Below are 19,541 nucleotides of genomic sequence, written 5' to 3'. Positions count from 1 at the left end.
AAAAAACTAAATAGGGAGCATATATATACTTTTTTGTGTACTTTGCTCCCATGTTATACAAATTAGTATAAATATGCTCCTTATTAATAAAGTAAGGAGTTTTATTTATGCCTAATGAGTTAGAACAAACTAGTAATTATACTTTAACTAAAATTTTAAGAACAGGATTAAGTCCATTAAGTGCTATGGTTGGAGTTAGTACTTATTATGGTCAATATTTGAAAGACCCAATTTTAGGTTCTATTAATTCTTTGTTATTTAGTAAGAAGTTGGCAATTGATATATGAAATATTAATCAAAGACCAACTACTAAAAATAAAGTTATTAATAGTTATAAAAAGATATTTTTAGGATTAGGAACAATTGGTTTAGTTAATTATGCTAAGTTTGTTAATTATGTAGATAAGTCAGTTTTTTTATTAAGAGATGAACCATGTTTTTGACCACCTTGTCCTACACCACCACCAATTCCTACCCCAATACCAACACCTAGTCCAATAGTTAATAAACCTTTTGTAGACTGAGATACTTATATATCTTTAAATAGTTTTGGTATAGCAAATGTTATTAGTGGTTTAACTGAATTAATACCTAATAGATTTGAAATTATACGTAAAATAGCGAATACGGGTACTGGTGGTTGTTTAATTAGTAGTGGTGTTGCTATGGGTATTAATAATAATTTTAATAATTATTTTGCTATTCCTACGATTATTGCCGGTGCAAGTGAGATTATAAATACTTTATTGTTACCGTTAAGAAATACACATAATAATACAGAATTACAAGAAGTATTTACTGATGAAAGAGCAAGATTAATTAATGCTAGTGTTAATGATTATCAAAGTACAAATGACAGTATGGTTGATGTTAATTTAAATGATGATAGTATGTCGGAGATTAATTTAGATAGAGCAAGTTTAAATTGGGATTATTCTTATGCTTATACGTTAGGTGGTGTTTAAAATGGTTAAATGAATAGTTGTGATAATTGCTGTGTTAGGTACTTTTTGATTTTTTAAAGATTCTATTAAAAAGTTAGTTTGAAAATTTAAACATAAAAAACATGAAGTAATTGAACCCGATTGTTGATATTGTAAAGAACAAAAACGTAAAGAAAGAGCAAGAAAAGAATTAGAGGAGGGAGGTGATTAGTATGCCAAAAGGACTTAGTGCTTTAATCGATATGATTGGAGGTATTGGTCAAAAGTTATTAGAATCTTTTAGTTATGTATTTAATTGAGTATTTGCTGGTGATTCTATTATGACAAATTGACCGGTTTTAATTCCAATATTTATGATGGTATTAGTGTTTATTAAAGAATTTATAGGACATATTATTAGGGGGTTTAGATAGAAAAAAAAGAAACTTATTTTTAGGAGGTAATGGTTATGATTAAATTATTTTTTGCAATAATTTTTGTTTTTCCTTTATTAGGTAAACTTTTACCTTCTTTAAATAATATTGTGCAAAATATTTTGCAAAGTTATATTACTGATTTTTCTGGTTTGCATAATTTATCTTTGGTTATTAAAAGTTTTATTTTTGGTGATAATTCACAACATATAATTTCAATGCCAGCACCATTATTAGCAATTGTTTTAGTACTTTTTACTTTTTCTTTAATTTTAAAATTATTAAAAATAATATAGGAGTAGTTTATTATGGGTGTTGCTTTTATTTCAAAAGTTTTAGAAATATTTGGAGAAATTTTTATGAAATTTTGAAATTTGCCAATGGCAGATTTAGGTTTTAATTTAGGTACTTTTGTTGTTTTCATTCTTTTAATAAAGTTTGCTATGTCAGTTTTTTTAAATATTGATATTCAACCAGTTTCTACATCGGGGACTGTAAAGCAAAGTTATAAAAATATTAAGGGTAGTTCAAAATTTGTTGGAAAGCAAATTGCTAAACAACATGAAAGAAAGCGTTTAAGAAATAAGGCAAAGGGTATTGAAAATAAAAAAGGAAAGTTTGTAGGTAAATAGTTATGTCTAATTTTGTAGTTAGTATATTGCATTTTATTTTTATATTTTCTAGTAGAGATATTCAAATATTTTTAAATCAACCAAATATTACTAATGAAGTTTATATTTTGTTTAATTTGACTTTTTGGTTGGTATTAGGTGTATTTTTTAATTTTATTTATCGTAGTATTAAATTTATTTTTAGGTCATTATTTGGGTAGGTGTTAGTTATGAGTGTTTTAGAGATATATAATCAAATTCATAAATGTATAGTTGATTATTGAACTATGTTTATAGGTAGTCCAGTTGACCAATTTACTACTATTTTATGAAATTTAGTAGTTTATGGAACTCAGTTTTTTATTGGATTTATTATGTTTTATGGTTTTTGGATAGTTTTAAAAATTTTTTTTGGTAAATAATTATGTGATTTAAGTTTGCTAAATTATTTTTTGTTGTAAATACTTCTGTTCAAGCACCAACTAGTTTAATTGCTTCAAATGACCCTAATGTTGTTAATTATGATATTACAAAAGAAATGGTTAAACATGTTAAATATCATAATTTTGATGATTGAGCAACAATTCCATGAAATTCTGCTTATTTTGATGTTGACCAACCAGATTTAAAATTAGTAAGTGGTGAATTTATTGGAAATGGTGAGGGTATTTATACATGTCGTTATTTTAGTGATACAGTTGGTGTTTTACCACAAGTGGTAAGGATGGGAACTGGTGTTTATACTTTTAATAGAAAACAATTAGATGACTTTTCACGTATTATGTTTAATCATAATTATGTTTCAAATGATAATGTTAATTATTTAGGTTTTCTTAATACTGGTAAAAGTATTATAAATTTTCAAACACAGTTAAATTTTGAAATTGATAAACCTTTAAGTTTTTATATTCAAGGTTTTATGTTTTATTTTTCTTATCATGATTTTAAAACTTTTACTGCTCATTTTACTTTTAGTTTTTTAAATAATGTTGGTGATACAAAATATGTTTTTAAAGGTAAAGTTGATAATGATATTTATCAGCAAGATTTATATAATTTTGTTACTATGCCTATTCGTGTTCCAAATTTAAGACATTTAACAGTATTTTTTGATATTCATGGTCAATCAATTAGACCAATTTTTTCACCAGATGTTTTTTTTGGTCAAGTTAATATTTTTTCAAGTGAAAATATAACTCCAGTGCCACCAAATAGTCCTTTTAATCCTGAATATGAAAGACCAAGTTGATATGATGTTTTTGGTCATTTACGTAATGCTTTTAGATGAGTACTTTATGGAGTTGTTGGTAAAGTTTTACCCGTTGAACCATTAAGACGTTTTCTTTTTACAACAGATAGTTTATTACGGCATATTTTTTCAGATACTATTAGTACTGCTTTAAATGTTGATATTGTTAGTGGAATAGAAAATATTATACCTTTATGATTATTTGTTAGAGCAATTAGTTTAATTATAGGTTAGGAGTTGAAATAATGCCTTGATATGGTTATGTGTTATTAGTTATAGGTTTGATTATAATTATTTATCCAATTCTTATAACTATTCGTAATGTTAAAATTTTAAAACGTGTAGGTAGTTATATTATTTCAGCACCACCACGTACTGGTAAATCTGCTCTTGCTTGTTGTTTAGCACAAACTCATAAGAAACGAGTAGTTAGTCCTTTTCCTATTAAATTAAAGACTGGTTATTCTTATTTGGTTAATTATAATGATGTTTTTACTTTTAATCAGTTAGCAAGTAATTATGCTTTTGAAGAACAAGATTTAATAATTTTAGATGAATTAGCATTGAAGATAAATTCTAATGATTTAGGAATGCAGTTTAAAAATCAACAAGAAAGTTTAGGACAATTTTGTAAGTTAATAGGTCATATGTTTAATGGTACAATGTATTTGATTGAACAACATCCTAATAGAATACCAGTACAAGCAAGAGAAAAAGTAGAATATGTTGTTCAAGTTAAAAGAATGCGTGTTTTATTATTTTTTGTTGTATTTAATATTAATTTATATACTAATGTTGATGATTATAATAAAGTAGTTTTTAGTCGTAGAAAAACTAAAAAAATGATTAAAAGAGGTATTATGCCTCCTAGTTATAACGGTGAAGCAATGGTTATGACTTTGTTTTTTCCTAGACATTGATTAAAGAGGTATAATTCACGTGCTTTACATTATGTGCATGAACTTAAAAGTGAATTGTCACCTAAGAAATACCTTAAAGAAGCAAGTAGTATAGATATGACTTATAGTGATATTAAATCTGCTGGTTTAGATAAATTGGATAATATTTTAAAGAAAAAGGGAGATAAAAATTAAAAAAATGACCAGAACCAACAAAGAACCTTTTGTTGGGTTGGTCGCGGGGTTTATCCCCGCTGGGGTGAGTTGCGAAGCAACGAGGGGCAAAGCCCCTATTACTTGGATATTTTCAAAAAACGACACATTGTGCGAATTTTATATTTAACTTTATTTTTAGCAATAATTTCTACTTTCTGCCTATTATTAGTGCTGCTTGCTTTAAAATATCATTTTCCATTCTTAATTGTTTTAATTCTTTTCTTAATTTAATTAATTCATTTTCTTCAACAGAACGATTATCTTTAGTTTTAAAACTACCTGAATTAGTAAATTGCTTAATTCAATTATAAGTAGCTGCTCTTGTAACATTGTACTCTTTAGCAAGACAAGACACTGACTTACCGCTTTGATATAAAGCTACTATTTGTTTTTTAAATTCATCTGAATATGAGTTAATATTGGCCATAATTATACTTCCTTTCTTTTCACTAATTTGTTCACTTGTCTACGTAATTAGTGTCCAATAAAGTGTAACCCATCCAATTTTTAGTTAAGTTTAAACTAAATATTTATACTAATGTTGATGATTATAATAAAGTTGTATTATCTAAAAGACAAACAAAGCGAATAATTAAACGTGGTGGATTACCACCTAGTTATAGTGGTGAAACTATGACTTTTAGTTTATGATTTCCTAGGTCTTATTTACAAAGATATAATAGTCGTGCTTTAAATTATATTCATTCGTTAAAGAGTGAATTAAGTATTGTTAAAGACTATGAACAATCACAAGCATTAGATTTTACTGTTGATGATATTAGAGCAGTAGGATTAGATAAGTTGGATAATATATTACAAACTGAAAAGAAAGAAACTGAAAATACTGTATGCCGTACTTGTTATTATAAAAATAAATATTCTAAGAACCTGTTTGGAATCTTTTAAACATAATTAAACTAAAAAAGGGAATAATTATTTCTAACCTGACAGTTAATTAACATTTTATTTTCTTTGTCATTTTTTTGTTAAAAAGATTTTATCATTTGACAACTTATCGATTAAAAATTTATTTTTCAACTATAAAATAACATTTATGATATTAATTTAATCAAAAATAAGTTAAAAAAGATCCTAAACAGGTTCTAAGAAAAATAAGAAAGATGTTAAAATAGAGTAAACCTATATTATTGGTCGGAGCCAACCAGAACCTTGGTTGGTTGGCCGTGGCGTTTACGCCACTGGGGTGAGTTGCGAAGCAACTAGGGGCAAAGCCCCTATATTAAGTAACACAATTCAATTAAGTAACACAATTCACCCCCGAGTTTTTATTTTTAAATAATTTTTATTTTTTTGTGATAATATATTAATTAATAATAATATGTAAAATTAATAATAAATCTTGGGAGTTTTATATATGGAAGAAAATTTTTATATTAAAAAAACATTTTATGGTTGTTATGTTAAAAATGTAGTTTTACCTATGGAAGCAATTTTAAGTAATAAACGTAATGGTCAAGGTATTAAAAATTTAGGAATTAATGATAAGAAATTGAAAAATAGTACTATTCGTACTAAAACTAATCTTATTCATCGTGCTTATCATAATTTTTATGATAGTAAAGTTTTAAGTTTTGTTACTTTAACTTATGCTGATAATATGTAAGATGTTAAATTGGCAAAATATCATATTTCTTTATTTTTTAAGCGTTTGAAAAAGTGATGAAATAATCCTAAACGTGCAAAATATTTAGGTGAATTAAAATATCTTTATGTTTATGAGTATCAAAAACGTGGAGCAGTTCATTTTCATATACTTTTTAATAGAAAAATACATAAAAGTATGTTGCCACAATGATGACCATTTGGTATTAATGATGTAAAAGTTGTTCAAAAAGGTACTAATGAAAATGTAGTTAAGTATTTAACAAAATATGTTGTTAAAGTTCAAAATAATATGAAATCTCAAAATATGTTTGATTTAGGTGTTCGTGCTTATGCTTTTTCACGTAATTGTACTTGACCTAAGGTTATTAAAGGTCAAAAAGTAATGTTGTATCAACGTTTAATTGACGCTTCAATTAAGGCAATAAATTCAATGTTTTTTAAGAAAAAGATTGATACTTTTGGTCGTACTATGCTTTTTGGTGGTAGTTTTGATACTACTATTAAAAATGATAGTTTTACTGATTATAATAATTATATTTCAATTGATAGTGTACGTTGTAGAAATGCGGTTAAGCAGTTTGACCCATGGACATTTAAAAAAGAAAAATTGTTGAATTTTTTAGATAAAGTTTTTGGTAATAAAGTTGAAAAAAATATTTATTGAAAGCAAGAAAGGAATTTTACATTAATTTTATAGAAAACACTTGTATATATATATATATATATATATAATGGTTAGTGGATATTAGTAATTACCCGATATTTTTACTAATATCTATTTTTTCATATTTATTGACAATTTTTTTATTTTATGTATATTTATAATTAAGATACTTTTGTTATCTTAACTTAGTTACATTTAGTAACTTAAATATCGGGAGGTTAAGCATTTATGCAAAATTTTTTATGTCAACTATCAGATTGACAAACTGACAAAATTATTAAAGACAATAAAGGTAAGGATAATAATTATACTGTTCTTACATTTTCGCCGTTTTATGAAACAAATAAAGGTATAAAAGTTGCTACTGGTGAAAAATCAAAGGACAAATGAGTTCTTGCTAATAGTGATTTATCAATAAAATTGTCTAAAATGATAATTGAAATTGGTCTTTATTATGATGTTGAAATTTCATGAGAAGGTAAAATTGTTGATATTAATTCTATTGTAGAAAAGAAAAAGTAATGAGATGTAAATATTGTAGTAAGAGATTATGATTAACTCAATATATGTGTGATAGATGTATGATGAATAGAGTTGATGAATTTTTAAAGAAACAACAAGAATTAAATAACAATTTTAAAATTATAGATAAGAAAATTAGGGAGATTGTCAAAAATCCGGAATAAATTAAATCGTTGTAGTCTTATTATATTTTAGACAAGAAATAATTTGGATTTTTATGAAATTGTACATTCATCTTACTATTTTTTAAAAGATAATACAACTAAAATACTTATAATTAAGTTTAGTAAGTGTTAAACTTATTAAGTAATATTTAAGAACCTGTTTAGGATCTTTTTTAACTTATTTTTGATTAAATTAATATCATAAATGTTATTTTATAGTTGAAAAATAAATTTTTAATCGATAAGTTGTCAAATGATAAAATCTTTTTAACAAAAAAATGACAAAGAAAATAAAATGTTAATTAACTGTCAGGTTAGAAATAATTATTCCCTTTTTTAGTTTAATTATGTTTAAAAGATTCCAAACAGGTTCTAAGGAGAATTTAAAGATGAAAATTAAAACACTGAAAAAATTACAGTTAATAACTGTATCACTATTTATTTTAACTGTTTTAATTATAATTAATGGACTATTATTACTTGGTTTATTTCACGGAAAAGAAGTAGTAACTGTTAAAAATAATTATTTATTTAAAAATACAAAACGTTTAATATATGAATATAATGGTTTTACTTTGTGAAGTAAATATAGTTGATATTACATATTAACCAATAATAATATTTCTTTTAAAGATTTTGGAAATGAATATATTATTGATAATTATTATAGTTATCCTTTATTATGGTTAAAAATTGCAGTTATTTTTTCTACAATTGTAGTTCCGATTTTTGTCTCTATAATTTTGTCATTAACATTCTTAATTATTGGTTTAAAAAGAAAAATAAAAAATAATAATTTTTGAGATGCTATTGCAAATTGTGAAATAATAAGTAATTATTACATTCATTAAATTATGTTTCTAAATTTATTTTATTACATTTGAAAATAACCATTTTAATGTAAATACTAATATTATATGTTCTATTACCAAGCATTTCTTTTAAAACATGTCAAATATTAGTTTCAGTAAAACAACCTATATTTCACTTTGCACCTTGATTTTCAATACCTTGTTTATTATTTTTAAAATACTTTTTCTTTAATTTTTTATGATTATCTAATTCTTTATATAAATAATCAATTAATTGTTCATATTGACCATTATTAATTAAATTTTTACAGTGATTATATTCTTTTAAATATTTTCCTTTATTTCCAGCCATTATTCCAAGATATAATGTTCTAATTAAATGGAATTTATCTAAAACAAATTGTGCACCTAAATAATCAGCAACTTCTTTAATTCATCCTGCACTATCACCACAAATAATTATTTTTGCTTGTTCAATATTTTCATAAAATTTTTGACAATGTTCTTTAACAAATTCAGCAGTTTTTTTAACACCAATTGCTGTTTTTGTTGGTCTTATAATAACTTTTACTCTTTTATTTTGGACTTTGTGATTAATATTATCTGTATATGTTACTATTAATCGCATAGAATGTTTTGTACCTTTACGTTTAAAATTTCAAAATTTTCGGTGCCCATCATCAATTGCTACAAAAATAGGCTGATTTTTTTCTAATTTTACTTTTACTGGATTTGTTTCAATTACTTCTAAATTTTTAAAAACTCTATGAATAGAACTAAGACTAATATTTGCTTTTTTTATAATATCTCAAATATCTCTGTATTTTTTTCCATCAGCAAAATATTCAATAATAGTTTGTTCAATATCTTCACCTATTCTTTTATATTTTGGTAGTTCTAGTATTTCATCGACTAAACAAATACGAACTCATTTTTGTAATTTTTCATCAAAATATTCATAAATTCTTCTTTTATAAGTTACCATTCCATGTAATATTTTTCTTGTTCGATATTGAAAATCAACAATTTTATATTTCTTTTTATCTCTTGTATTTTTTATTCTTCAATCTAGTTTTTCTCATTTCTTTGTTATATGGTCTAAAACTAATTTATCAATTTTTGCATTTTGCTATCTAAGAACCTGTTTAGGATCTTTTTTAACTTATTTTTGATTAAATTAATATCATAAATGTTATTTTATAGTTGAAAAATAAATTTTTAATCGATAAGTTGTCAAATGATAAAATCTTTTTAACAAAAAAATGACAAAGAAAATAAAATGTTAATTAACTGTCAGGTTAGAAATAATTATTCCCTTTTTTAGTTTAATTATGTTTAAAAGATTCCAAACAGGTTCTAAAATTTCATTTATAATTAAAACTCATATTTAATTCTCCTAATCTGTTTCTGCACCAATTATTAATTTTAATTTACATAAATTTAAAGTGTTAAAATATAATAAATTATATTAATAATTTATTTTTGGATGGGTTACACTTTATTGGACACTAATTACGTAGACAAGTGAACAAATTAGTGAAAAGAAAGGAAGTATAATTATGGCCAATATTAACTCATATTCAGATGAATTTAAAAAACAAATAGTAGCTTTATATCAAAGCGGTAAGTCAGTGTCTTGTCTTGCTAAAGAGTACAATGTTACAAGAGCAGCTACTTATAATTGAATTAAGCAATTTACTAATTCAGGTAGTTTTAAAACTAAAGATAATCGTTCTGTTGAAGAAAATGAATTAATTAAATTAAGAAAAGAATTAAAACAATTAAGAATGGAAAATGATATTTTAAAGCAAGCAGCACTAATAATAGGCAGAAAGTAGAAATTATTGCTAAAAATAAAGTTAAATATAAAATTCGCACAATGTGTCGTTTTTTGAAAATATCTAAATCAACATATTATTTTAACTTAAAGAAAAAAGAAAATAAAATCAAAAATAATATGTATGATGAAGCTGTTATTAGTGCTTTTAAAGAAAATAAAGAAGTTTATGGTACTAGAAGATTAAAAAAAATTTTAGAAAACCAAGAAATTTATTTATCACGCAGAAAAATTAAAGAAATTATGAATAAGCATAATTTAATATCAAAATACACTAAATTATCATTCAAAAATCATCATAATAAAGTCAATGATAGTCAAATAACCAATCTTGTTAATAGAAACTTTAATAATAGGGTTAAAAATGAAGTTATTGTTAGTGATTTAACTTACGTTCAAGTTAATGGTAAATGAAACTATATTTGCCTATTAATAGACCTATTTAACCGAGAAATTATTGGACATAGTGTTGGGGTTAAAAAAGATGCATTACTAGTATATCAAGCATTTATGCAATCAAATCGCTGTTTAAAAGATATCCAAATATTTCATAGTGATCGCGGTAATGAATTTAACAATAAAATGATTGATAAACTTTTATTAGCATTCAACATAACTAGATCTTTAAGCAAAAAAGGCTGTCCTTATGACAATGCTGTTGCTGAAGCAACTTTTAAAACTTTCAAAACTGAATTTATTAATGATAAAAATTTTACATCATTAATCCAATTAAAATTAGAATTATTTGATTACATCAATTGATACAACAACATAAGAATTCACAACACTTTAAACTACTTAACTCCAGTTAAATACCAACAACAAATGTCTACCAAAAAATAGTCCTAAAAAAGGTTGCCATTCCAAAGTTTATACCTACAAGGGTTTACTTTTGAAACAACTTATTATTATTTTGAAGATAGCACATTAATAAATCCTAATATAAAAAATATTTTTTGCCAATCTTTACCTTTTGTAGGAAGTTATGTAGTAAGTAATGGACTCCAGGCACATAATAATTATTCTTGACAAACAATACATAATGATTTTTTATTGTTAACAAATTCTAACTTAAATGAAAATCAAATTAAATGCTCATTAATAGGAGTAATTCTAGCTACATCAGAAAGTATTCGTTTCAGAAGTGTTAAATATTTTATTCTTCAAAGTCAAAGACCTATAAATCCAATAATACAAAGTTGATTTTTTTTCAAAAAATTATAAGAACCTGTTTGGAATCTTTTAAACATAATTAAACTAAAAAAGGGAATAATTATTTCTAACCTGACAGTTAATTAACATTTTATTTTCTTTGTCATTTTTTTGTTAAAAAGATTTTATCATTTGACAACTTATCGATTAAAAATTTATTTTTCAACTATAAAATAACATTTATGATATTAATTTAATCAAAAATAAGTTAAAAAAGATCCTAAACAGGTTCTAAGAAATTGAGATCGCGGAACACATAATGCTATTAATTATCTTTTAAATAATAAAGGTAACTTAAATAAATATTTTCACCAAGAATTAAGTAATAATGGATTAAGAATAATGGTTTTTAACACAAGCATGTATCATGCAATTAACAATTATCAAAATCCATCATTAATAACTCCAAATCAAAAATGAAAAATAAAAAAATTACAAGATTGAATAGATATCGGTATTAAAATCTGTGAAAAACAAAAATACGCTATTGCTAAAGAAATAAATAAATTTCAAAACTTAAATAATCTTATTGAAATACTGAAAAATTTTAAAAATGATATTATTACAAATAAAAAATTACAAGACGAAATAAAAACAGCAAAAGATTTTGCTGATAATATTATTGAAATAAATAAGGTTTTTGATATAAAGACAAACCCAGAAAATATAAAAAGTTGTTATATTTAAAAAATAAATTATTCTTTTATTTTAACTCTTTTGACTCAATTTCATCAATGTTGTTACTTCTTCTTCTGTCAAATAACGATATTCACCCATTGTTAAACCTTTTAAAGTAATATTAGCAACTTGTAAACGCTTTAAAGTAATTACTCTACTTCCTACTGCTTTAATCATACGTTTAACTTGTTGATTTTGTCCTTCATGAATAGTGAGATGTAGTAAAGTATTTTCTTTTTTTATATTTTTATAAATTATTTTAACAATAGCAGGAGAAGTTGTAAATGAAGTTGATAAAATAATACCGTCTTGTAGTTTTTTAATAGCATTTGATGACAAAATACCACTTGCCAATACTTCATATACCTTATCTATTTTATAACGAGGATGAATAATAGCATTAGTAAATTCACCATCATTAGTCATTAACAACAAACCTGAAGTATCAAAATCTAAACGACCGACTGGGTAAATTCTACTATTAATATTAGTAAAATAATTCATTACCGTTGGTCGATTTTTAGGATCACTTACTGTTGTTAAACAATTGGGTGGTTTATAAAATACTAAATAAATATGATTGGATTGTTGAATAATTTGATTATTAACCTTAATAATATCACTACTTGTAACTTTAAAACCTAACGTTGTAATAATTTGCCCATTAACTGTTACTTGCCCATTAATAATTAGTAATTCTGCTTTTCGTCGTGAACATACTCCAGAATTAGCAATAACTTTTTGCAAGCGTTCTAAATCATTATTCATTAGTAAAGTTGTAGATTTCTTGTTCATCATTTTGGTTATTAAATTGGGGCAAAGTTGGTAATTGAGTTAAAGATTCGATATTAAAATGATCCATAAATTCATCAGTTAAATCATATAAAATTGGTTTTCCTGGTAATTCACTACGACCAATCTCGGTAATTAAATTTAAACTTTTTAGTTTAAAAATAATAGAATCACAATTTACACCACGAATATCTTCAATTTGTGGTTTAGTAACTGGATGATTATAAGCAATAATAGCAAGTGTTTCTAAAGCTGCTTGTGATAAACGTATTAAAGGTTGTTGTTTTAATACTTGATAACGATTATAATGAATAGGTTTTGTTGTTAATTTATAAATATTACCAACTTTAATTAAACTTAAACCGCTGGTATCATCATCATTTAATTTCATTTGTAAAGATACAATTAAATTTTCAACAGTTTTTGGTTTTTTTGTTAATTCTAAATATTCAGCAAGCGTTAATAAATCAAGGCCTTCATTGCCAGCAATAAATAATAAACCTTGTAAAACTGCTAATCTTTCGTTTGTTTTTCAATTGCAATTATTCATTTTTCTCACCTCGATAAATTACTGTAATTTCAGTAAAAGTATTAGTTTGTATAATATGTAACATTTGATGATTTGCAAGATCTAAAATTGCAATAAAAGTAATAATAAAATAATGTAAAGTTAATGTTTTAGTAAAAAATAATTGTTCTAAAGTAAAGTGTTGCTTGGGATTTTTTTTCAGTAACTGTTTAATTTCTTTAGCGCGATCTTCAGCTGAAATTAAGTTTAATGCTAAATTAACTGGTAATTTATTTTCATTTTGTAATCTATTAAATAAATTTAACATTGCTTGTGTTAGTTTATTAACATTATTTTTTACCAAAATTGGTGTAATTTCATCAACTAAATATGTTTTTAAATCACTAGGTGCTTTTGTTAATAATTGGGTTCTATATACAGCCTGTTCTTTAAAATAATTACTTATTTCTTTAAATTTTTTATATTCTAATAAACGAGCAATTAATTTTTGACGATTAACTTCATTTTCATAAGCACTATCTACTACTAGTTCTTGTTTTGGTAATAATTGTTTTGATTGCAATTCTAATAAATAAGCAGCAATCGGTAAATATTCACTCACTAAATCAATGTTTTTAATTAATTCTTCATTAATAAAATGAACATATTGGTTAGTAACATCATTTAGATTTAAATCTAAAATATCAATATTTTTTTCTTTAATTAAATGCAAAAGCAAATCCATTGGTCCTTGAAAAGATTCAATTGTAATTACTGGTTGTAACATTATTCTCGTTCCCTCAATATCATTTTATACTTATTAATATTAATTATAACTTAATTTAATAGTACTTGATTAATCTTTAATAAATAAAAAAACTTATTTTTAATTTTTTAATGATTAAAATAAGTTTTAAAAGTTATTATATATTTAAATATTATTATTTAACTTCACGTAACGTAATATGAATATTTTCGGCAGATATTTCAAATTCTGAAGATGTCTTTATATCTGTAAAGCCTTTACTTAGATCATATTCTAATTTAAAGTTTAAATTAAAATAACCATTTTTTTCATTAGGATTAAGATTAAATCCACTTTCAGGGTTAGTAATAGTTATTACACTATCATTTCATTTAGAAGCAAGAATACTATAAATTTTATTAATTTTAGCAAAATAACCATTTGTTATAACTTGTTCTTTTATTTTTCCATCTTTGTCATAATCTGAATACTTATCTGAAGCTTTTGGCAATTCCTTTACTGTATCAACTGTTCAGTCAGAAAATATTTTTGAAATTTGTGTTGTTGCATCAACAAAAGTTTGGTTAATCTTAATAGCAGTAGTACTTTCAATATCAACAGTATTAAAAGTAGATTTACCATCATTACCAACTAAGAAATCAATAGTAATATTACTAACATTACCATTAAATACAATTGATTTATCATCATTATTGGTCACCGTTGGATCTGTCATTTTAAATAAAGTTGATTTAGGAACATTTGAAAAATCACCTGAAAATTCAAAACTTAAACTTAAACCAGAATATTGAACTTTATCTTTAATGGCAACATTTAAATTTTGTTTAATATATGATAACTGAGTTCTAGCAATTTCTTCTTTATCTTTTTTTTCTGCTCCTTTAATTTCTCCGGTTATTGGTAAATTTTCAACATTAATATTTAGATTATCTTTAGTAATTTCTTCTTTAATAAAGTCTCTAATTGCATCAGCTTTTTTTTGATCACTAGTATGACTTGTATCATTATTAATTGTAATTTTAATATTTTTAGTAACTGATCGTAAATTTAAATAAGAGATTTCTGCTTTTACTCATAAATGACCATTGACTAATTCACTACCAGTTGATAAAACAAACTTAGGTTTGTCTTTTTCATCATTATCATTATCTTTTTCTGGAACATAGTCCATAATTTTGACATGTGCATCAGGGTGATATCAATTTGTTGGATGTTCATTGGTACTTTCTTTAAGTTTACTAGAGAAAAAGTTACCAATAGCTGTTTGCACAGAAGTATCTAATTCGCTAAAAATTTTACCTTTCATTTCTCCTATATTGGTATCATCTGATAAATTAAGATCAGCCTTAATTTGCACACTACTACTATCAGTAACAAGAGAGGCAGCAAAATTAAGAATATCCCTTGAAGTCATTTGATTATTTTCACTACCACAAGCAACAACTGTTACAACTTGTGTTGTTGCTAAAGCAAGTGTGCCCAGTAATTTTAATAAAGATTTCACAAAAACGCTCCTTATCATTTCATTTAATTAATATTTTTAAAATACTGTAACATTATAAACAATTTTAAACTAAATTACATTATTATTTCTAAAATTATTGGTTTAATATCGTATTTTTTATTAGTAATCTGAAATGTAGAAATTGCCAAATCTAAAAATTGTTGATGAAAATGTTGATCTTTATTAGTATGGAGCTCCATAATTACACTATTTTTTTCAACTTTTTGACCATGAATTTGTTTTAAATAAATTCCTGCCACTGGATCAATGATATCAGTTTTAGTAGTTCTTCCTGCTCCTAATATTACTGATAATTCACCTAAAGAATAATTATTAGTAACATCTAAATAGCCCGATAATTGTGCCTTAACTTTAATAATATATTTAGCTGGTGGTAATTTATCAATATTATCAAGATATTTAGTATCTCCACCTTGACTTTTAACAAAATCATAAAAAATTTGTAGTGGTTTTTCACTAGTAAACATAGCATTAGCTTTATCAATACCCTCTTTTAAGGTTTTTACGTTTTTAGCTCCCAATAAGGCTAAAGCTACTAAATTACTAACAAGAATTTTCAAATCTTCTGGTCCTTTATTTTTTAAGCTTAAAATAACTTCTTGTAATTCTAGTGCATTACCAATTGTTTGTCCTAAAGGCTTATTCATATCACTAATAATAGCATAATTTTTTTTATTAAAAGCTTTACCAATATGTACCATTAATTTTGCTAACTTTCTTGCAGTTACTATATCCTGAACAAAGGCACCTTTTCCACATTTAATGTCTAGTAAAATTAAATCAGCACCCATCGCTATTTTTTTAGACATAACACTAGCAGCAATTAATGGTAATGAATCAACTGTTCCTGAAACATCACGTAATGCATATAATTTTTTATCAGCAGGCACTAAATTACTAGTTTGACTAATAATACTCATACCAACTTTATTAACAACTTTAATAAAATCTGATATTGCCAAATCACATTTAAAATTTGGAATTATTTCCAATTTATCAATAGTACCACCAGTAATACCCAATCCTCTTCCAGAAATTTTTGCAACCTTTAATCCACAAGCAGCAGCTAATGGACCAAATACTAAACTAGTTTTATCACCAACACCACCAGTTGAATGTTTATCAATACTAAAACCAGTAATTTGTGATAAATCCATGGTTTCACCACTATTAATAACGGCTTTTGTATATTCTACTAATTCATCATTAGTCATTCCCTGAAAATAAACAGCCATTGCTCAAGCACTAATTTGATAGTCTGGTATTGTTTCATTAACAATACCTTCTGTTAAAAATTTTAGTTCTTCTTTATTTAAACTTTGTCCTAATTTCTTTTTAGAGATTAAATCAATCATATACATTTTAATAAAACACCTTACTTTCTTTTTATTAAATAACAATTGCAATTGCAATTGCATTAGTTTCATTATGTGATAAAGATAAAAGTAATTGATAATTCTTAATGATAGTTATTGGTTGATTATATTGATTATAACTAATATCAATATTTTTAAATGTTAACTTTTCTTGTGGTAATGCCTTAAAAATTGCTTCTTTTAATGCTCATCTTCCTGCCAAAAATTCCTGTTGACGTTGTAAAGAATATTGATTAAAAAGTATAATTTCTTTCTTACTTAAAATTCTTTTAGCAAATTCTTCAATATTTTCTATTCGATTTACTTCAATAATATCTATACCTACACTACGCATTGTTAACTCCTTATATAAAATAAAAGGTTAAAACCCTAAAATCCTTGTTTTTATTATATAATTAATATGAAAGAAAGTGTGATATTAATTTCAATAAATCAAATAAATTTTGAAAAGATGGTGGTATATTAATGACATTTTACTTAAATCAAAAACAAAAATCATTAATTAAAGAACACTACCAAAACTATAAAGTTGATAATAAAAATAGTAGTTATGAATTATTTCAATATCATAATATAACAATTGAAATTTATCAAGAAAAAGTTATTTTTAAAGGTACTAAAGAGGATATTATTGCAGAATATCGTAGAATTTGAAATCAACTTGATGAAAATCAATCACCAGTCATTGGCAATGCTGAATTTGGTATTAATAATTTTTTTGGTCCACTTGTTATTATTAGTTCTTATATTGGTTCGGGTAATTTAGAAAAATTACGTTTACTTAACATTCGCGATTATAAAGACTTATCACAAAGTAAATTTATTGAATTAGCACAAGATATTATGAAAACAATTATTTTTGAGTCAGTAATCATTAACAATCGTAAATATAATCAATGAATTGATGCGGGTTATAGCCCCAATATTATTAAAACCTGAGGAGAAAATCAAGCATTAGTTCGTATGTTACAACATAGAATTCAATATGATACTATAGTTATTGATCAATATATTAATGAAGATACATATTACAAATACATTGAAAATATGAAAGATAATCGTAATAAAATTATTAAAGATAAAGTTCAATTTGTTACTAATGCAGAAAGTAAGTATTTAGCTATCGCTTGTAGTACTATTATTAGTCGTTATTTATTTTTAGAAGAAATTAAAAAAATAAAAGGTATTGACACTAATACAATTCCATTAGGTACTGGAAAAGAAGTTAATATATTTTTAGAAAAAATTAAAAATGAAAAAACAATTGAATTTAATAAATTTCTTGAACGTCATAGCAAAAAATCATTTACTGAATTTTTTAAATAAATAATTAAAACTTAATTTTTATTAACTATATATAAAAAATATTTTTTATTTAAAAACTATCAAATAAATGATATAATCCAAATCAGATATATGTTTAAATATATTTTTAAGTCCTATTTTGTTTATAAAAACAAAATAGGACTTTTATTACTTAAAGGAGAAAATAAAATGCCAAAAGAAGAAAAAAACCTTTATTAGAAAAAAATAAACATACTAATTATGGAATTACCCAGCAACAATCTTCTATAAATAATAGTAATTCAAGTAGTACTGAAAGTCTTAATAGTTCAAGTACAATCATCGAAATAGAAGATAGTGAAGAAAATAATTGAATAACTTGTAATAGTCGTTATGGAGGAACAACACAAAAAAACTCGATGATAATGGAAATTGAAAATATGAAACCCAAATTAGAAATAACTTTGATAGTTTAACTTTTTTTAATGAAAGCACTATTACCATTAATAACAATCAATACTGACAAAAACTAACATTTGTTGAAAAAAATGGAACAGTAATTATAGTGATTTTAGAATTATTAAAAATAAACTTTAATAGAAATACAATAGAAATATATAAAAAAGAATACAATGATGTTGATGAATATATTGATGATAATTTAGATTTAAAAACTTTTCAAAAAAAAGAAAGAAAATTATCACTTGAAGATCAATTCTTAGAAGGTATTACTATAAAAACTATTAATAATCTTAATAAATTTATAACAAATACCAACTCACTTAATGAACAATTAAAATTATTTAAAGAAAATTCTAATAATAGAGATTTAAATGTTTTATTAAAACTATATAAATATTTAACAATAATACAAAATTTTATTGATCAAACAAAACCAGGAATAATAAGAAATATTGCATATAAATTTTTAGGATTATTAGAAATTTATATTGGACTTACTGGTAAAAATTTACAAAGAGTAGTTTCTAATTTTCCCATTGATGGTAAAGAACATACATCCCAAGATTATATTGATGCTATATTTTGAAATTGACAAAATTATGTTATGGTATTACTTGATACTGCACTTGGCACATTTTTCACTTCAGCAGCTTCAAGTTGATCACGAGATGTTTTTTTAATAAAAAAACAAAATAAATCCCATTGAAATCAATCAATTTAATACCAGTGACTTTGAAAAATATAAAGAAATATTTGAAACACTTTTATTTGAAGAAGATCATCAAAAATTAATGAAATATTTTTCAAATATTTCCATACTTAATGATTTAATACAGAAATTTAATCAAATTGAAAATTGTGTAGAAACAGAATTTGAATATCATCCAAATTTTAAAAAAAAATTGAACGAATTAAAAAACTAATTATTAATTCACAAAATGAAAATAATAATGCTAATAATGATAGTGAAATTAAACAAGT

The 19,541-nt window shown here is 24.0% G+C and carries 25 protein-coding genes; 17 read left to right on the top strand and 8 right to left on the bottom strand.

The window, feature by feature from the left end; translation table 4 throughout:
- Positions 1-107: 107 nt before the first annotated feature.
- The 8 genes from ACXUB0_RS05265 to ACXUB0_RS05230 all read left to right on the top strand — a co-directional run bounded on the left by ACXUB0_RS05265 (position 108) and on the right by ACXUB0_RS05230 (position 4,311).
- Positions 108-965: a hypothetical protein gene (locus ACXUB0_RS05265; RefSeq protein ID WP_458257991.1), complete on the top strand. Its 858-nt coding sequence runs from the start codon at positions 108-110 to the stop codon at positions 963-965.
- 1 nt (position 966) lies between these two features.
- Complete coding sequence (locus tag ACXUB0_RS05260) at positions 967-1,155, top strand: hypothetical protein (RefSeq protein ID WP_458257624.1); 189 nt, start codon at positions 967-969, stop codon at positions 1,153-1,155.
- A 1-nt stretch (position 1,156) separates the two neighbouring features.
- Complete coding sequence (locus ACXUB0_RS05255) at positions 1,157-1,357, top strand: hypothetical protein (protein WP_458257623.1); 201 nt, start codon at positions 1,157-1,159, stop codon at positions 1,355-1,357.
- A gap of 35 nt (positions 1,358-1,392) precedes the next feature.
- Positions 1,393-1,653, top strand: coding sequence for a hypothetical protein (locus ACXUB0_RS05250; protein ID WP_458257990.1), 261 nt, complete (start codon positions 1,393-1,395; stop codon positions 1,651-1,653).
- Positions 1,654-1,665: 12 nt separating this feature from the next.
- Positions 1,666-1,989 (top strand): hypothetical protein, encoded by a 324-nt coding sequence (locus ACXUB0_RS05245; protein ID WP_458257989.1) that lies wholly within the window; start codon positions 1,666-1,668, stop codon positions 1,987-1,989.
- Between the two features lie 209 nt (positions 1,990-2,198).
- Positions 2,199-2,390 carry a hypothetical protein gene (locus ACXUB0_RS05240; protein WP_458257988.1) on the top strand — a complete coding sequence of 64 codons (192 nt, stop codon included), beginning with the start codon at positions 2,199-2,201 and terminating at the stop codon, positions 2,388-2,390.
- Between the two features lie 2 nt (positions 2,391-2,392).
- Positions 2,393-3,451 (top strand): hypothetical protein, encoded by a 1,059-nt coding sequence (locus ACXUB0_RS05235; protein ID WP_458257987.1) that lies wholly within the window; start codon positions 2,393-2,395, stop codon positions 3,449-3,451.
- Between the two features lie 11 nt (positions 3,452-3,462).
- Positions 3,463-4,311, top strand: coding sequence for a hypothetical protein (locus ACXUB0_RS05230; protein ID WP_458257986.1), 849 nt, complete (start codon positions 3,463-3,465; stop codon positions 4,309-4,311).
- A gap of 169 nt (positions 4,312-4,480) precedes the next feature.
- Here ACXUB0_RS05230 and ACXUB0_RS05225 read toward each other — a convergent pair whose 3' ends face one another.
- Positions 4,481-4,759, bottom strand: coding sequence for a transposase (locus ACXUB0_RS05225; protein ID WP_353306568.1), 279 nt, complete (start codon positions 4,757-4,759; stop codon positions 4,481-4,483).
- 206 nt (positions 4,760-4,965) lie between these two features.
- Here ACXUB0_RS05225 and ACXUB0_RS05220 point away from each other — a divergent pair, with 206 nt between their 5' ends.
- From ACXUB0_RS05220 to ACXUB0_RS05200, 5 genes are all read left to right on the top strand, one after another.
- Complete coding sequence (locus ACXUB0_RS05220; protein ID WP_458257985.1) at positions 4,966-5,238, top strand: hypothetical protein; 273 nt, start codon at positions 4,966-4,968, stop codon at positions 5,236-5,238.
- A 469-nt stretch (positions 5,239-5,707) separates the two neighbouring features.
- Positions 5,708-5,956: a hypothetical protein gene (locus ACXUB0_RS05215; protein ID WP_458257984.1), complete on the top strand. Its 249-nt coding sequence runs from the start codon at positions 5,708-5,710 to the stop codon at positions 5,954-5,956.
- Positions 5,957-5,965: 9 nt separating this feature from the next.
- On the top strand, positions 5,966-6,655 hold the full coding sequence (locus ACXUB0_RS05210; protein WP_458257983.1) for a rolling circle replication-associated protein: 690 nt from the start codon (positions 5,966-5,968) through the stop codon (positions 6,653-6,655).
- 195 nt (positions 6,656-6,850) lie between these two features.
- A complete protein-coding gene (locus ACXUB0_RS05205; protein ID WP_458257982.1) occupies positions 6,851-7,144 on the top strand; it encodes a hypothetical protein in 294 nt (97 codons plus the stop codon).
- Between the two features lie 553 nt (positions 7,145-7,697).
- Positions 7,698-8,159, top strand: coding sequence for a hypothetical protein (locus ACXUB0_RS05200; protein WP_458257981.1), 462 nt, complete (start codon positions 7,698-7,700; stop codon positions 8,157-8,159).
- 1 nt (position 8,160) lies between these two features.
- Here ACXUB0_RS05200 and ACXUB0_RS05195 read toward each other — a convergent pair whose 3' ends face one another.
- Positions 8,161-9,180, bottom strand: coding sequence for an Mbov_0401 family ICE element transposase-like protein (locus ACXUB0_RS05195; protein WP_458258799.1), 1,020 nt, complete (start codon positions 9,178-9,180; stop codon positions 8,161-8,163).
- 499 nt (positions 9,181-9,679) lie between these two features.
- Between ACXUB0_RS05195 and ACXUB0_RS05190 the strand changes: the two genes are divergently transcribed.
- Both ACXUB0_RS05190 and ACXUB0_RS05185 read left to right on the top strand, forming a co-directional pair.
- Positions 9,680-10,800, top strand: a protein-coding gene (locus ACXUB0_RS05190; protein WP_458257980.1) for an IS3 family transposase whose coding sequence is annotated in 2 segments (ribosomal slippage) — positions 9,680-9,923 and positions 9,923-10,800 — 1,122 coding nt in all. Because the reading frame shifts where the segments join, the coding sequence is not laid out codon by codon here.
- 711 nt (positions 10,801-11,511) lie between these two features.
- Positions 11,512-11,856, top strand: coding sequence for a hypothetical protein (locus ACXUB0_RS05185; protein ID WP_458257979.1), 345 nt, complete (start codon positions 11,512-11,514; stop codon positions 11,854-11,856).
- 21 nt (positions 11,857-11,877) lie between these two features.
- Here the strand turns inward: ACXUB0_RS05185 and ACXUB0_RS05180 are convergent, their stop codons facing one another.
- The 6 genes from ACXUB0_RS05180 to acpS all read right to left on the bottom strand — a co-directional run bounded on the left by ACXUB0_RS05180 (position 11,878) and on the right by acpS (position 17,148).
- Positions 11,878-12,615: a pseudouridine synthase gene (locus ACXUB0_RS05180; RefSeq protein WP_458258798.1), complete on the bottom strand. Its 738-nt coding sequence runs from the start codon at positions 12,613-12,615 to the stop codon at positions 11,878-11,880.
- Complete coding sequence (gene scpB, locus ACXUB0_RS05175) at positions 12,608-13,189, bottom strand: SMC-Scp complex subunit ScpB (protein WP_458257978.1); 582 nt, start codon at positions 13,187-13,189, stop codon at positions 12,608-12,610. Before scpB ends, ACXUB0_RS05180 begins: the two co-directional genes overlap by 8 nt.
- Positions 13,182-13,934, bottom strand: a complete 753-nt coding sequence (locus ACXUB0_RS05170) for a segregation/condensation protein A (RefSeq protein WP_252319677.1) — start codon at positions 13,932-13,934, stop codon at positions 13,182-13,184. The genes scpB and ACXUB0_RS05170 overlap by 8 nt, the downstream gene beginning before the upstream one ends.
- A 154-nt stretch (positions 13,935-14,088) precedes the next feature.
- A complete protein-coding gene (locus ACXUB0_RS05165; RefSeq protein WP_458257977.1) occupies positions 14,089-15,417 on the bottom strand; it encodes a hypothetical protein in 1,329 nt (442 codons plus the stop codon).
- 74 nt (positions 15,418-15,491) lie between these two features.
- A complete protein-coding gene (locus tag ACXUB0_RS05160; RefSeq protein ID WP_458257976.1) occupies positions 15,492-16,799 on the bottom strand; it encodes a thymidine phosphorylase in 1,308 nt (435 codons plus the stop codon).
- Positions 16,800-16,827: 28 nt separating this feature from the next.
- Complete coding sequence (gene acpS / locus ACXUB0_RS05155) at positions 16,828-17,148, bottom strand: holo-ACP synthase (protein WP_174479919.1); 321 nt, start codon at positions 17,146-17,148, stop codon at positions 16,828-16,830.
- Between the two features lie 131 nt (positions 17,149-17,279).
- Between acpS and ACXUB0_RS05150 the strand changes: the two genes are divergently transcribed.
- Together ACXUB0_RS05150 and ACXUB0_RS05145 are read left to right on the top strand one after the other, a co-directional pair.
- Positions 17,280-18,140, top strand: a complete 861-nt coding sequence (locus tag ACXUB0_RS05150; RefSeq protein ID WP_252319664.1) for a ribonuclease HIII — start codon at positions 17,280-17,282, stop codon at positions 18,138-18,140.
- A 523-nt stretch (positions 18,141-18,663) separates the two neighbouring features.
- Positions 18,664-19,281, top strand: a complete 618-nt coding sequence (locus ACXUB0_RS05145; RefSeq protein ID WP_458257975.1) for a hypothetical protein — start codon at positions 18,664-18,666, stop codon at positions 19,279-19,281.
- Positions 19,282-19,541: the final 260 nt, after the last annotated feature.

Source organism: Spiroplasma endosymbiont of Dactylopius coccus (assembly GCF_977110965.1).
The sequence above is the reverse complement of the archived record's forward strand: the minus strand, read 5'-3'. Positions and strand labels throughout refer to the sequence as shown.